This window comes from Mesorhizobium sp. M9A.F.Ca.ET.002.03.1.2 (genome assembly GCF_003952365.1).
In the GTDB taxonomy this organism is placed as follows: domain Bacteria; phylum Pseudomonadota; class Alphaproteobacteria; order Rhizobiales; family Rhizobiaceae; genus Mesorhizobium.
The window spans coordinates 407,848-420,801 of record NZ_CP034443.1; the positions used below are offsets into that span (position 1 = coordinate 407,848).

Below are 12,954 nucleotides of genomic sequence, written 5' to 3' on the forward strand. Positions count from 1 at the left end.
CGCGACCCCGACACGGCGGGGATTCATCAAGTTTATTGCCAATGCCATGGGACTCCCGGTGTCAGTGATAGCGGCCATGATGCGGCGGCGCATCGTGCGCATGGTCGTGCTCGCCATCGTGCTCATGATGGCTGTCGGCGCATTGGCCGAATTCCGGCTCTACGGTGGCGTGGGCGATGCCATGCTCGGCGGCAAGCCGCTTCTTGATGGCGCTGACCGCTTTATGGGCGTCGACGCCATCATTGAGGCAGGCATGCAATGTCGCCATGTTGCTTGACCCGTCGAGCGACCAGACATGCATGTGATGCACCTCGCGCACGCCCTTGACCGTGCCCTCGATATCCTTGGCGATCAGGTCGCGATCGAGGCTCGCCGGCACGCCTTCGAGCAGGACATGGGCCGCTTCGCGCATCAGCGACCAGGCCGTGGACAGGATCAGCAGCGAGACGAGGACGGACAGGATCGGATCGATAGGCGTCCAGCCGGTCGCCAGGATGATCAGCGCAGCTGTGATCGCCGCCACCGAACCGAGCAGATCACCGAGCACGTGCAGGATGGCGCCACGCATGTTCAGGCTTTCACGGTCGCCGCCATGCAGCACGAAGAAGGCAGCGATGTTGACCAGCAGGCCGGCGATCGCAACGACCAGCATCGGCCCGCCGAGCACGGGCGCAGGCGTCAGCAGGCGTTGCCAAGCCTCATAGATGATCCACAGCGCAATGGCGAAGATGGCGATGCCGTTAGTATAGGCGACCAGCGTCTTGACCCGGCCGAAGCCGTAGGTGAGGCGAACGGTCGCCGGCCGGCCGGCAAGATGAAAGGCATACCAGGCAAGACCGAGCGCGATCGAATCGGCGAGCATGTGGCCGGCGTCCGCCAGCAGTGCCAGAGATCCGGTGAGGAGACCGCCGAGCGCTTCCGCGACCATGAAGCCGGCGGTCAGGCAAGCCGCGATCAGAACGCGTTTCTTGTCGGTCGAGCCGTGCACATGACCCGCGCCGTGGCTGTGGTCATGCCCCTGCGAACCATGATCGTGGCTATGCGCCATCTGCGAACTCCTGTTAGAGCCCTGTCCATCCCGGCGGAATCGAGACGAAGACTCTATCTTCTCGTTTGACCATGATCTTACCCGAAAACCGGCGTCCACTTTTCGCCGACGCGGTCCTTCGGTTCGGGATCATGGTCAGGCGTCGAACTCGGCGCGGAAATCCTCGAGCCGTCGCTTCTGCCGCCCGTCGCCGTCGAAATTTGCCGGATCGAGCCATGCCTCATAGGCTCTGCGCAGTGCCGGCCACTCCTTGTCGATGATCGAATACCACGCCGTATCGCGGTTTTCGCCCTTGACCACAAGATGCTGGCGGAAAATGCCCTCGAACTTGAAGCCGAAACGCTCCGCCGCGCGCTTCGACGGCTCGTTGCGGTTGTTGCATTTCCATTCGTAGCGGCGATAGCCGAGCTCGTCGAAGATGTATTTCATGAACAGGAACTGGGCTTCCGTCGCCGCTGGCCTGCGCGAGATCAGCGGACCCCAATAGATGTTGCCGATCTCGATGACGCCATGGGCCGGATCGATGCGCATCAGCGTCTGGCGTCCGGCGACCTTGCCGCCGGCCTTGTCGATGACTGCGAAGAACAGCGGGTCTTCGCTGGCTTCGGCCTTGTCCAGCCATGGCTGGAAGGCAGCGCGGCTTTCCGGCGGATAGTCAGGCAGCCAGGCGAAGCGGCCATCGATGTCAGGCACCGAGGATGCTCCAAACAAGCCGTCGCCGTGCTTTTCGGCGCTCAGCGGCTCGAGCCTGACATGGCGGCCCTCCAGGACCTTGCGCTCCGGCCGCGGGCGCGGTTGCCAATTCTCGAGATTTTCCGACACCCAAAGCTCCAATCCGTTTGACTTTTACGAAAGGACGTTCACAAAAACGCACCCTCAGAATAAGGACCACAGGGACGGGAAAAATGCTCCACACGATTTCGGCCTTCGATCGTCTCGGCGAGGAAAACGCCTTCGCAGTGCTGGCTCGTGCCACTGCACTTGCCCATCAGGGCCGCGATATCGTCAATCTCGGCATCGGCCAGCCCGACTTCAAGACGCCGCAGCACATCGTCGAGGCGGCGATCAAGGCGCTGCGCGACGGCCATCATGGCTATACGCCGGCCAACGGCCTGCTGGCGACACGCGAGGCGGTGGTGCGCCGCACGCTGACCACCACCGGCGTCGAGGTCTCGCCCGAGGCGGTGATGATCCTGCCCGGCGGCAAGCCGACCATGTTCGCCGCGATCCTGATGTTCGGCGAACCGGGCGCTGAGATCCTTTATCCCGATCCCGGCTTTCCCATCTATCGCTCGATGATCGAGTTCACCGGCGCTGCTCCGGTGCCGGTGCCGATGCGCGAGGAGAACGGCTTTGCCTTCTCGGCTGAGGAGACGCTGGCGCTGATCACGCCGAAGACCAGGCTGCTCATCCTCAACTCGCCGGCCAACCCGACCGGCGGGGTCACCCCCCGCGCCGAGATCGAGAAGCTGGTCAAGGGGCTGGAAGCGCACCCGGACGTCGCCATCCTCTCGGATGAGATCTACGACGTGATGACCTATGACGGCGAGACGCATTGCTCGCTGCTGAATTTCCCCGAAATCCGCGACCGGTTGATCATCCTCAACGGCTGGTCGAAGACCTGGGCGATGACCGGCTGGCGCATGGGCTGGTCGATCTGGCCGAACGGCGACAAGGGCGCCCACCTCTACGACAAGGTGCGCAAGCTGGCGGTCAATTGCTGGTCCTGCGTCAACGCGCCGAGCCAGTATGCCGGTATCGCTGCCATCGACGGCCCGCAGGACGACGTCGACAAGATGATGCGCGCCTTCGACCGCCGCAGGAAGGTCGTGGTCGAGGGGCTGAACGCCTTATCAGGCGTTTCCTGCGTCACGCCGAAGGGCGCGTTCTATGCCTTCCCCAACGTCTCAAAAACTGGCTGGAAGGCCAAGAAACTGGCGTCCGCCCTGCTCGAGGACGCCGGCGTGGCGCTGATCGGCGGACCTGATTTTGGCATTCTTGGCGAAGGTTACATCAGGCTGTCCTACGCCAATTCCGAAGAGAACATCCTGCGCGCGCTGGAGCGGATCGAGGCGTTTCTGGGTAAGTGAGACAACTCGCTGTCGACGGCGACAGAATTCACGACCGAAGAAAGGTGACGTCTGATGTTTTATGCCATCCTTGCCTATCACGTGGAAGAAGCGATTGAGGCGCTGACGCCGGAGCAGGATGCGGCGCTGATGACCGACCTGCTACAGATCAACGATCGGCTCTACCGGGAACGCACCCTTGGGCCGGCGGCGCGGCTCGGGGCGACACAAGACGCGTGTACCTTGCGCGGGCCGGGCGCCGGAATGGTGATTGACGGACCCTTCGCCGAGACCAAGGAGCAATTGCTGGGTCTCTATGTCGTCGACTGCGCCACGCGTGATGCCGCGATCGCGATTGCACGCGACCTTCGCCGCGTCAATCCGACCGCTGTTTACGAGATCCGCCCGATTTCGCTCTATCTTCCAGGCGTGCCGCTTTCCGGCTAGCCGCGCCCGACGAACGGCATCTTTGTCGCCATCACGGTCATGAACAGCACATTGGCGTCGAGCGGCAGGCTGGCCATATGGACGACGGCATCGGCGACGCGCTGAACGTCCATCACCGCTTCGGCGGCGATGGAGCCATTGGCCTGCGGCACTCCTACCGTCATCGCCTGTGCCATGTCGGTCAAGGCATTGCCGATGTCGATCTGGCCGCAGGCGATGTCATAGGGCCGGCCGTCCAGCGCCAGCGTCTTGGTCAGCCCGGTAATGGCGTGCTTCGTCGCGGTATAGGGCACCGAGCCCGGCCGCGGCGCGTAGGCCGACACCGAGCCGTTGTTGATGATGCGGCCGCCCATCGGCCGCTGCCTGCGCATGGCGCCGAAGGCGGCTCGGGCGCACAGGAACGAGCCGGTGAGATTGACCCCGACAACGTCGTTCCACACCTCGACCGGGATTTCATCGATCAGTGTCGACTTGTAGCCCATGCCGGCATTGTTGAAGAGCAGGTCGACACGGCCGAAAGCCGCCGCCACCGTCTCGAACAGATCGTCGACCTGGTCAGCCTTGCTGATGTCGCAGGCGACCGCCAGCGCCTTGGCTTGTGTCGATCCGGCCTCGGCGATCGCCTTGTTCAGCACCGGCTTGCGGCGCCCGCAGAACACCGTGTTCCAGCCGGCCTTGAGCAGCGCCGTGGCGACGCTTTTGCCGATGCCCGTGCCAGCGCCGGTGACGATGGCGGTTCTGTAATCTGTCATGACTGTCCTCTTACAGCGCCGCGTGCCCTTTTTAAATGCGCAAAGGACGCTGGTTCACCTCGATTTTGAGCAGTTTGATTTTGCGCATGATCCCTTCCAAAAATCGATTCCGATTTCGGGTCATGCGCTAGCCAGTTCCGACAAAAAGGGCGGCCATTGGCGGCCGCCCTGATCCGAACCAGGCTTGGGAGGAGGAAAGCCGATCCGACTGTCTAGAATCATGCGCTTCCTGGGTAAATGAGACGTTAATGCAAGAAGACGCCGGATCTCCAAACTGAAGCCTACCAGCGCGAATTGGCGGTGGCGTTGCCGGTTGCCTTGCCCGACTCCGGCACCCCCGACGCCGGCACCCCCGACGCCGGCACCTTTGCCGCCGACACCGTAGCCTCGACATGGTCGACAAGCGCATCCGGCAAGCCGAGCCGGCCGGCAAGCAGATCGAGATAGCCGCGTTCGGCACGCGTATCCGGATCGATGGTGAGGCGCGAGGCGGTATAGAGTTCGAGCTTCTGCGCGTCGGTTTGGGCGCCGGCAACCAGCGTATCCAGGTCGAGCGGCGTCTCCAGCTCCGACATCAGGAATTTCTCGGCATCGGTGCCGATGCCCGCGAGAGAGAGCTTGCCGGCGATCTTTTGCCGCTCGTCGTCGTCGATATGGCCATCGGCCTTCGCCGCCGAAATCATCGCCCGCACCAGCGTCAGCGTGAATTCATCCTCACCTTGCGGCGCCTGCGAGGGGTGGAAGCTGGTGTCGGGGGGCGGCGGCAGCAAATCCGGCTCGCCGGTCGCGGGCGTCTCCGCAGGCGCGTTGCCGTTCTTGTAGTTCTGGTAGGCCTTGTAGGCGAGACCGCCGATCACGGCCAGGCCGCCGAGCTTCACCGCAGTGCCGGTGACCTGACGGCCGGCGCCGGTTCCAAGCAGCACCGCGGCCAGCGCGCCGGCCGCCAGCGGATTGTCCTTGGCCATCTGCACCGCCTGACCCCCTTTTTCGCGAACGGTCGACCCTGTTCCGGGAATTTGCGAGCCGAGCAGATCGTCGAGGAGCTTCTTGGGATCGAACATCAATGCCTCCAGAATTGGCCCGGCCGGGGGACGGGCAGGTTTCGGACGTCGAAGACGTAGGCGCGGCATGTTGACATTACAATGACGGATGAGCGCTTTGCCAGTGACGGCACAACGGGTAGTTGTCTCAGTTTGAAATTTGAACGGCCGGCTGCAAGGACCGCGCGGACCCGGCCTAGGCGCAGCCGCGTCCGACTTTCACGGCATTGCCGATCGCGTCAGCGGCGGGATGGGGGAGCAATCGCCCTCGGCACAATGTCAGTGTTTTGCGCCACTTTTATCCGCCAGCCCGACTGTTCTTCCTTCACAATCAGAAGCAGAATCCCCTCTCGTGTTCCTGCCGGTGAGCCGTCCGGAGCGGATGCGCCGGTCAGGGTCCATGTATAGTGCACAGATGCAAGACCGGGAGCTAATTCGACAACTGACGAGACAACGCCCTCCAACCGGCTGTCACGAAACATGGTTTCATGAGTTGCGCGGTGCGCCCTTTCGATCTCGGTGCGGCTCTTCCACCACATGCCCACGACATTGACAAAATTAGCATCGTCAGCGAACAACGCTGCGAAGTCACCCATATCGTGCCTGTTCCAGGCATCGGCAAAGGCACTCGCGGCATCCTCAGATTTGCTGATCATCAAGCTCATGAGACATCTCCCCTTGCTTCCCGCTAAGCATATGGGAGTTCGGCCCGGATCGCGACAAGCGAGGCGTCAGATCTCAAACTGAAACACTACGGCCTCTCGAATGCGGGAAGACGATCGGCAAAAAACCCGCCACCTGAGGCGGCGGGCTTTTCGACTGGTCGGAGGCTGGAAAGTGTCACAACGGGCCTCCTGCGTTCACACTTCCCTTCCGGTGAAAGGCCTTAGCGGCGCGAGATCATCAAGCAAAGCTGGCGCAGATCGCGATCATAGGTGTCTTCGCTGCTCAGCACGTCGACACAGCGTTTTTTCATCCTGGCCAACTGAGCGCTCGACATGTCGGCGATGACGTTTGGAACACTTCCCGGGACGCCCAGTGTTGTTGGCGTACCTGCTGTGCCAAGCGTGCCGGGGACAGTACCACCGACCCCAACGCCGGCGTTGATACCATCAGCTACGCCCAGGCCCGCGCCAACACCGATGCCGCTCGTGCCGCCAACCGAGGCCCCTGCGCCAGCATCGACTCCACTGGCGCCGCCCACGGATGCGCCCAGACCAGCGATCACGCCGCCAGTACCCCCAATGCTTGCACCCGCGCCAGCCGTGACGCCGCTAGTGCCGCCAACCGAGGCTCCTGCGCCAGCATTGACTCCACTGGCACCGCCGATTGATGCGCCTGCGCCGACACCAATGCCGGCGGCATTTGCCGGCATCGAAAGCATGAAAATGACTGCACTGCCTGCCAACATGCTGGTGAACGTTGTGGTTGTAGCCATAACACCCTCCCTGCTTGAGCTCGCTGAGGCAGCCAACCACTGCTGACTGCAAATAAATTACGCGCTTCAAAGAATTTAGTTTCTTAACGACTATTTCCTCCTCAAGAGATAGTTCAGATTCAATTAACGATACTCTTAATATTTTAGTAAAACATTATGACATCGGTTATAGGTTAGAAAAAAGCGGGCGATGTTTACATTTGTTCCGATTATCACCTTGAGTAATCTGCTGGCTATCCGCAGTCTGCAGCGATGGCGGTGGTATTCAGTTCGCACGCGTTTGCTGGGCATGTTTCGGTGCTTGCCGCAGTTCCGCTCGGTCCAACGAGGTGATGTCAGGATCGGCCGTGTCCTAGCCGCCGATATGCGGCCCCCTGCCTTGCGCTCGCGCAAGCTCGACCTGGCGCTGGCGCTCGGCATAGCGCGCACGATCCTCGTCTGAACGAGTTTCGAAGCAGTGCGGGCACGAGACGCCGGCGGCATATTTCGGCGACTTCAGATCCTGCCCGGTCAGCGGATGCCGGCAGGCGCGGCAGAGTTCGGCCTCCCCCTCGACCAGGCCGTGCGACACCGAGACACGCTCGTCGAAGACGAAGCATTCGCCTTGCCAAAGGCTCTGTTCGGCAGGCACCTCTTCGAGATATTTCAGGATGCCGCCCTTGAGATGGAACACATCCTCGAAGCCGAGCGACTTCACATAGGCCGTCGCCTTCTCGCAGCGTATGCCGCCGGTGCAGAACATGGCCACCTTCCGGCCGACCAGATCGGCCCGGTGCTGCTCGACCCAGGCCGGGAATTCGCGAAAGCTCGTCGTGGCGGGATCGACCGCGCCCTTGAAGGTGCCGATCGACACCTCATAGGCGTTGCGCGTGTCGATGACGATTGTGTCCGCATCCGAGATCAGCGCGTTCCAGTCGGCCGGCGCGACATAGGTGCCGGCGCTTGCCATCGGATCGATATCCTTGACGCCCATGGTGACGATCTCGCGCTTCAGCCGCACCTTCATGCGATGGAAGGGCATCTGCGCGGCGCTGCTGTATTTGACCTCGAGGCCGGCGAGACCGTCGATGGATTTGAGATGGTCGACAAGCGCGGCGACCGCCGCTTCGCTGCCGGCGACCGTGCCGTTGATGCCCTCACGCGCCAGCAGCAGCGTGCCTTTGATACCGCGTCCGCTGCAGAAGGCAGCGAGCGGCGCACGCAACGCCTCGAAGTCGTCGAGCCGGGCAAACCTGTAGAGCGCTGCGACGCGGAAGGGTTGATTGGGCAGTGTCATCGCCGAAGCCACTAAACGCTCATGAAAGCCGATTCAAGGCTGGCGCGTGGATCAGCCTCTCCTCGGTGGCTTCGAAGGCCGGGCTTAGCGGAATTGTCGGCAGTGCGTGACATCGCGACACGGTTCGTTTCGTGGACAGAAAAACGGCCTTCTGCTAACCGGTTGAACGGATCAATACCGGAGAGACGACACATGCCCAGCAAGACCGAAAAGCTCCTGTCGCTCCTCAACGGCCAACCGGTCATCCCGGTGCTGAAGATCGCCAACGTCGCCGATGCAGTGCCGCTGGCCCGCGCGCTGACGCGCGGCGGCCTGCCGGCAATCGAGATCACGCTGCGAACCACCGACGCCCTGGAGGCAATCCGGTTTGTGGCAAGCGAAGTCGAGGACGCCATCGTCGGCGCCGGCACCATTCTGGACGCCCGCCAGTTCGGCGAGGCGGCAGCGGCCGGCTCGAAGTTCATCGTCAGCCCCGGCATCACCCGCGAGCTTCTGGCAGCGGCGAAGGACAGCCCAGTTCCGTTGCTGCCCGGCGCCATCACGCCCGGCGAGATCATGGCCGCCCGCGAGGCAGGCTTGCGTTTCCTGAAGTTCTTCCCGGCCGAACAGTCGGGCGGCATCGCCTCGCTCAAGGCATTCGCCTCGCCGCTTGCCGATGTGCAATTCTGCCCGACCGGCGGCATCACCGGCAAGAACGCGGCCGATTATCTGAGCCTGCCAAACGTCATCTGCGTCGGCGGCTCCTGGGTAGCCCCGGACGAGTTGGTCAAGGCCGGCAAGTGGGACGAAATCGAGGCCCTGGCGCGCGCGGCGAGCAAGCTCGGGCGGTAGAGCCAATCCTCCCTCACTTGGGGGAGATCGGCGGTATCGCCGGCGTCTTTCCGCGAACGATAAAAGGCCGCGCGGGTTGCCCGGCGCGGCGTTGTGCTGCTCGGTTGATCCGCTATTTGGTCTGGAAGCGGGCGACCGACAGGAATTTGACGGCATTGCCGGTGAACCGGTTGGCGTCGGCCGACTGATCGTCCGGCTGGAAGCCCGCGGTGTAGACCTCGCTCGGCGGCGTGTGCACGATGTTGTAGGCATAGCGCGGCGCTGTCGTTGCGCTGGAGACGGTGGCGACCTTCTCGCCGCTGTTCAGCGCCCAGCGTGCAGCCTGCGGCTCGGCGGGGATCACCACGGATTTGGGGCCAGGCTTCAGATCACGGGCGGTTGCCCTGGCTTCCTTGCGGGTGGTCTTCACACCCGCCCCGATCACTGCGGCCGGATCGGAGCCGGCCGGGCGGGCAAAGACAGCCTTGCGCGGCGATGCAGCATCGACGTTCGCCAGGTCGATGGAGACCGAGCTCGGCTGGGAGAGCGAAGCGACCTGGTATCCGTCGGTTGCGCTGACCCGCTCGAGGACGGCCTTGACCTCGTCGGGCTTGACCTGGTCAGTCGGCGTCAAGTCAGGCCGCGCCGACGGCAGCACCGAGAATGCATCGGTAGCGGTCTTGCCATGCCCGCCCGTATCAGCCAGCGCCAAAAGCACATCCTTGTCCTGCGGCGCAAGGTCGGCCGCTGCAATGTCGGCCGGCAGCGAGTGATCGGGACGCCAGGTCGGCAACGGGATGTTGGTGGCGGCAACCTGCGTCGGACCGGCGGCAGCGGACGGGTCAGCCATGCCGAAGGGAACGCCTGCCGGCGCTTGCGCGGTCGCCACAGCCTGTTCGGTGGTGGCGGTGGCCAGCCCGGCCGTTGCCGCGGCATCCGCCACGCCGAACGGAACGTTTTCGGGCGGCTGGGCGCCGACATCGGTCTTCGGGCGCGGGGCGAAATCGGGCAACGGAACGCTACGCGCCGGCAGCGCGGCGATGATCGTTTCGGGCGTATCCTCCTCCGGTTGCGCAGCAGGTGCATCGGCGACCTGCGGAATCTCGGCGCGCTTCGCATCCTGAGGCGACACGATGGCAATGCCTGGGAGCTGGCTGCTCTTGGCGGCCGGCGTCGGTTTCGCGCTCGCCATCTTCACGTTCTTTGGCTTCGGCGCCGGCGCGGCTGCCACATCGGCGCTGTCGTCCGCCTCGTCTTCACCGCCGCCGAAGAAAGCCGCCAACAGACCGCCGGATTTCTTGGACCCGCCACCTGCGCTGGCCAGTTCGATGGCGGGAGTGCCGGCGCCCTTGCGCGCCTTGTAGGAGGCGAGCGCCTGCGAATAGCCGGGCAGCGGCTTGCCGTCGCTCGGCACATGCAGCGTCTTGCCATTGGGGAACACGCGCGCCAGTTCCTGGCGGCTGATGCCCGGCCAGTGGCGCACATTGCCGACATCCATGTGGACAAAGGGCGAGCCGGACGAAGGATAGTAACCGACGCCACCGCCCTGCATCCGCAAACCGATGTCACGCAGTTTCTTCAGCGGCACGCCGGGAATGTAGAAGTCCATGGCTTTGCCAAGCATATGCTGGCTTTTCTTGGCGACGCCCCTGCTGCGGCCGCGCAGCATCGAGTTCGTTGACGGCGAGCGATAACCGCACACGACCTGGATATAGTCTCTAGAGCCGCTCTGCCGGTAAGCCTCCCAGACCAGGTCCAGCAGGCGCGGGTCCATCTTGGTCGGCTCGTTGCGGCGCCAGTCGCGCAGCAAGACATTGATCTTTTTCAGACCCGCCTGGTCGTAGCGGCCGCCGCGCTTGAAGACGATCTCCGCCTTCTCCTTCGTATGGAGGTTGTAGAGTTTCAGCGAGCGTGACTGGGCGCTGGCGCCGGTCGCAGCCGCTGCAAGGAAGCCAAAGGCGAGAACCACCGCTGCCAGCCATCTCGGCCAGACGCTCATGTGATAGTGCCGCCCGTTTGTGTGTCGTTCGACTTTGTTCAAATCAAAAGGCCTTGCAGGCTGCCGTTTGTCCCCGGATTTGACCAAACGGATGCGGTGGAGTTCACACCCGAATATCGATCCTAATGGTTAATCATCGCTTATTGAAGCCGAAATGCGGTAACACCGTGGCGATATCCCGTCAAAAATATTGCGCAGGGTTTCTTGGTAAACTGCTGGTTTAGATCATGTTTCGGCCTTTGCCCGCAACACGATCTGTTACCGGACGCCTCAATGCGTGAACAATGCCGCAAGCGCCTCGCCCCGGCATGCGTCACGTCCCGTCGATAACTGTCAATCTTGTCCTAATGCCAGACTGGCAAGCTGTCGGACCTTGCATAGTCAGGAAGCGAGCCGGTCGACACGGCCTGTTTCCGGGTCGATGCCATACTCCTTGAGCTTCCTGTAGAGCGTGGAGCGGCCGATGCCGAGGCGGCGGGCGACTTCGCTCATCTGGCCGTTGTAATGGTTGATGGCGAGCTCGATCATTTCGAGTTCGACATCGGCCAGAGCGCGTACATTGCCGCGTTCGTCGAGCGCCCGCAGCGTACCGAAGCGGGGCTGCGGCCTGACCGCCGGATCGAGCTCGGTCGCAGCGGTGCCGTTGTCGGCCGGCGCGTCCTCGCCGGGCGGCTCGATGGCCAAAGGCGAGGCGGGCAACGCGCCATGCGCATCGAGGTTGACGGTGCCCTCGACCTGCGCCCGGATCTGCGGAAACTCCTCCTCAGTCAGCACGTCGCCGTCGCAAAGCACCGAGGCCCGGAAAACGGCATTTTCCAGCTGCCGGATGTTTCCCGGCCAGTCATAGGCCTGCAGCATGGCGAGCGCCGCGGCCGAAATGCCGTGCAGACGGTGACGCGGATCGGTGGGCGCGACCTTCTCCATGAAGTGCTCGACCAGATATGGGATATCGTCGCGACGATCGCGCAGCGGCGGCACGAAGATCGGATAGACGTTCAGCCGGTAGAACAGATCCTCGCGGAACTTGCCGTCCTTGACCTGCTGCAGAAGGTTGCGGTGTGTCGCCGAGATCAGCCTGATATCGACCCTGATGGTCGAACGCCCGCCGACCGGATCGACTTCACCGTCCTGCACGGCGCGCAACAGCTTGACCTGAACGTCGAGCGGCAGGTCGCCGATCTCGTCGAGGAAGAGCGTGCCCGAATGCGCCTCGACGAACTTGCCCATGTGCTTTTCGGTGGCGCCGGTGAACGAGCCCTTCTCGTGGCCGAACAGGATCGATTCGACCAGATTGTCGGGGATGGCGCCGCAATTGACGGTGACGAAGGGTTTTGAGCGGCGGTCGCCGCTGCCTTGGATGGCGCGCGCCACCAGCTCCTTGCCGACACCGGATTCGCCCTCGATGAGGATTGGGATGTTGGACGCGGCCGCCTTCTGACCGAGGCGGATCACCCGGTCCATCGCCGGGCTGTGCGTGATCATGTCCTTGAACGTCAGATTACCGCCGCGACGCCGCGACGTGCGCTTCACTTCGCCCTCGACCGCCTCGACCTTGAGCGCATTGACGATCGATGCCTGCAGCCTGTCGGGAGAGGCCGGCTTGACGACGAAATCGAAGGCGCCGTGACGCATGGCCGAAACGACGGTCTCGATACCACCCTGCGCGGTCTGCACGATCACCGGAATATGGATGCCGCGCTCGCGCATCGCCTTCAGCACGCCGATGCCGTCGAGGCCCGGCATGACGAGGTCGAGGATGATCACCGAGACGTCGCTCGCATTGGGCCCGTCGAGAGCGTCAAGACCGGCCTCGCCGCCATCCGTGACGATCGCGCTGTGGCCGAATTTCGTCACCGCCGCCTCTAGCAGCCTGCGCTGCACGGGATCGTCATCGACTATGAGTATGGAACCTGTCATGACTGGTTCAACGATGCCCGCCCATTTGGCCGCCTTGGGAAACCCGCTCTATGGATCATCTTGGCACAGGGTTCTAAATAAGGTTTCAAAAAACCCGGTGAACGAATTCCTTAGCATTTGACCGGCCTCTCATTCTCCCGAATTTGGCCCCTCGAATT

General features: G+C 63.0%; 12 protein-coding genes. 3 read left to right on the forward strand and 9 right to left on the reverse strand.

Translation table 11 applies throughout. The features are described from left to right. Positions 1–61: 61 nt before the first annotated feature. Complete coding sequence (locus EJ066_RS02055) at positions 62–1,048, reverse strand: cation diffusion facilitator family transporter (protein WP_126034581.1); 987 nt, start codon at positions 1,046–1,048, stop codon at positions 62–64. Between the two features lie 135 nt (positions 1,049–1,183). Next, a complete protein-coding gene (locus EJ066_RS02060) occupies positions 1,184–1,870 on the reverse strand; it encodes a GNAT family protein (RefSeq protein ID WP_126034582.1) in 687 nt (228 codons plus the stop codon). Between the two features lie 83 nt (positions 1,871–1,953). Here EJ066_RS02060 and EJ066_RS02065 point away from each other — a divergent pair, with 83 nt between their 5' ends. Both EJ066_RS02065 and EJ066_RS02070 read left to right on the forward strand, forming a co-directional pair. Then, positions 1,954–3,138, forward strand: a complete 1,185-nt coding sequence (locus tag EJ066_RS02065; protein WP_126034583.1) for a pyridoxal phosphate-dependent aminotransferase — start codon at positions 1,954–1,956, stop codon at positions 3,136–3,138. 54 nt (positions 3,139–3,192) lie between these two features. Beyond that, entirely contained in the window at positions 3,193–3,564 is a 372-nt protein-coding gene (locus EJ066_RS02070; RefSeq protein WP_126034584.1) for a YciI family protein, read from the forward strand. Here the strand turns inward: EJ066_RS02070 and EJ066_RS02075 are convergent. The 5 genes from EJ066_RS02075 to EJ066_RS02095 form a co-directional block, all read right to left on the reverse strand. Beyond that, on the reverse strand, positions 3,561–4,316 hold the full coding sequence (locus EJ066_RS02075) for an SDR family oxidoreductase (RefSeq protein WP_126034585.1): 756 nt from the start codon (positions 4,314–4,316) through the stop codon (positions 3,561–3,563). The two genes, EJ066_RS02070 and EJ066_RS02075, sit on opposite strands and share 4 nt — an antisense overlap. A gap of 281 nt (positions 4,317–4,597) precedes the next feature. Beyond that, a complete protein-coding gene (locus tag EJ066_RS02080; protein WP_126034586.1) occupies positions 4,598–5,377 on the reverse strand; it encodes a tellurite resistance TerB family protein in 780 nt (259 codons plus the stop codon). A 218-nt stretch (positions 5,378–5,595) separates the two neighbouring features. Continuing rightward, positions 5,596–6,021 (reverse strand): SgcJ/EcaC family oxidoreductase, encoded by a 426-nt coding sequence (locus EJ066_RS02085; protein WP_126034587.1) that lies wholly within the window; start codon positions 6,019–6,021, stop codon positions 5,596–5,598. 221 nt (positions 6,022–6,242) lie between these two features. Then, positions 6,243–6,794, reverse strand: coding sequence for a hypothetical protein (locus EJ066_RS02090; RefSeq protein WP_126034588.1), 552 nt, complete (start codon positions 6,792–6,794; stop codon positions 6,243–6,245). 352 nt (positions 6,795–7,146) lie between these two features. Beyond that, positions 7,147–8,070: a rhodanese-related sulfurtransferase gene (locus tag EJ066_RS02095; RefSeq protein ID WP_126034589.1), complete on the reverse strand. Its 924-nt coding sequence runs from the start codon at positions 8,068–8,070 to the stop codon at positions 7,147–7,149. Positions 8,071–8,262: 192 nt separating this feature from the next. Between EJ066_RS02095 and EJ066_RS02100 the strand changes: the two genes are divergently transcribed. After that, positions 8,263–8,901 (forward strand): 2-dehydro-3-deoxy-phosphogluconate aldolase, encoded by a 639-nt coding sequence (locus EJ066_RS02100; RefSeq protein ID WP_126034590.1) that lies wholly within the window; start codon positions 8,263–8,265, stop codon positions 8,899–8,901. A gap of 112 nt (positions 8,902–9,013) precedes the next feature. Here the strand turns inward: EJ066_RS02100 and EJ066_RS02105 are convergent, their stop codons facing one another. Further along, positions 9,014–10,879, reverse strand: a complete 1,866-nt coding sequence (locus EJ066_RS02105) for a DUF882 domain-containing protein (protein ID WP_126034591.1) — start codon at positions 10,877–10,879, stop codon at positions 9,014–9,016. Between the two features lie 381 nt (positions 10,880–11,260). Beyond that, positions 11,261–12,796 (reverse strand): sigma-54 dependent transcriptional regulator, encoded by a 1,536-nt coding sequence (locus EJ066_RS02110; RefSeq protein WP_126034592.1) that lies wholly within the window; start codon positions 12,794–12,796, stop codon positions 11,261–11,263. Positions 12,797–12,954: the final 158 nt, after the last annotated feature.

What these genes read in the sequence shown, in the direction of transcription:
- EJ066_RS02065 (WP_126034583.1), top strand. Translation starts at nt 1,954, where the DNA reads ATGCTCCACACGATTTCGGCCTTCGATCGTCTCGGCGAGGAAAACGCC.
- EJ066_RS02110 (WP_126034592.1), bottom strand. Translation starts at nt 12,796, where the DNA reads ATGACAGGTTCCATACTCATAGTCGATGACGATCCCGTGCAGCGCAGG.
- EJ066_RS02105 (WP_126034591.1), bottom strand. Translation starts at nt 10,879, where the DNA reads ATGAGCGTCTGGCCGAGATGGCTGGCAGCGGTGGTTCTCGCCTTTGGC.
- EJ066_RS02090 (WP_126034588.1), bottom strand. Translation starts at nt 6,794, where the DNA reads ATGGCTACAACCACAACGTTCACCAGCATGTTGGCAGGCAGTGCAGTC.
- EJ066_RS02085 (WP_126034587.1), bottom strand. Translation starts at nt 6,021, where the DNA reads ATGAGCTTGATGATCAGCAAATCTGAGGATGCCGCGAGTGCCTTTGCC.
- EJ066_RS02075 (WP_126034585.1), bottom strand. Translation starts at nt 4,316, where the DNA reads ATGACAGATTACAGAACCGCCATCGTCACCGGCGCTGGCACGGGCATC.
- EJ066_RS02055 (WP_126034581.1), bottom strand. Translation starts at nt 1,048, where the DNA reads ATGGCGCATAGCCACGATCATGGTTCGCAGGGGCATGACCACAGCCAC.
- EJ066_RS02095 (WP_126034589.1), bottom strand. Translation starts at nt 8,070, where the DNA reads ATGACACTGCCCAATCAACCCTTCCGCGTCGCAGCGCTCTACAGGTTT.
- EJ066_RS02080 (WP_126034586.1), bottom strand. Translation starts at nt 5,377, where the DNA reads ATGTTCGATCCCAAGAAGCTCCTCGACGATCTGCTCGGCTCGCAAATT.
- EJ066_RS02070 (WP_126034584.1), top strand. Translation starts at nt 3,193, where the DNA reads ATGTTTTATGCCATCCTTGCCTATCACGTGGAAGAAGCGATTGAGGCG.
- EJ066_RS02100 (WP_126034590.1), top strand. Translation starts at nt 8,263, where the DNA reads ATGCCCAGCAAGACCGAAAAGCTCCTGTCGCTCCTCAACGGCCAACCG.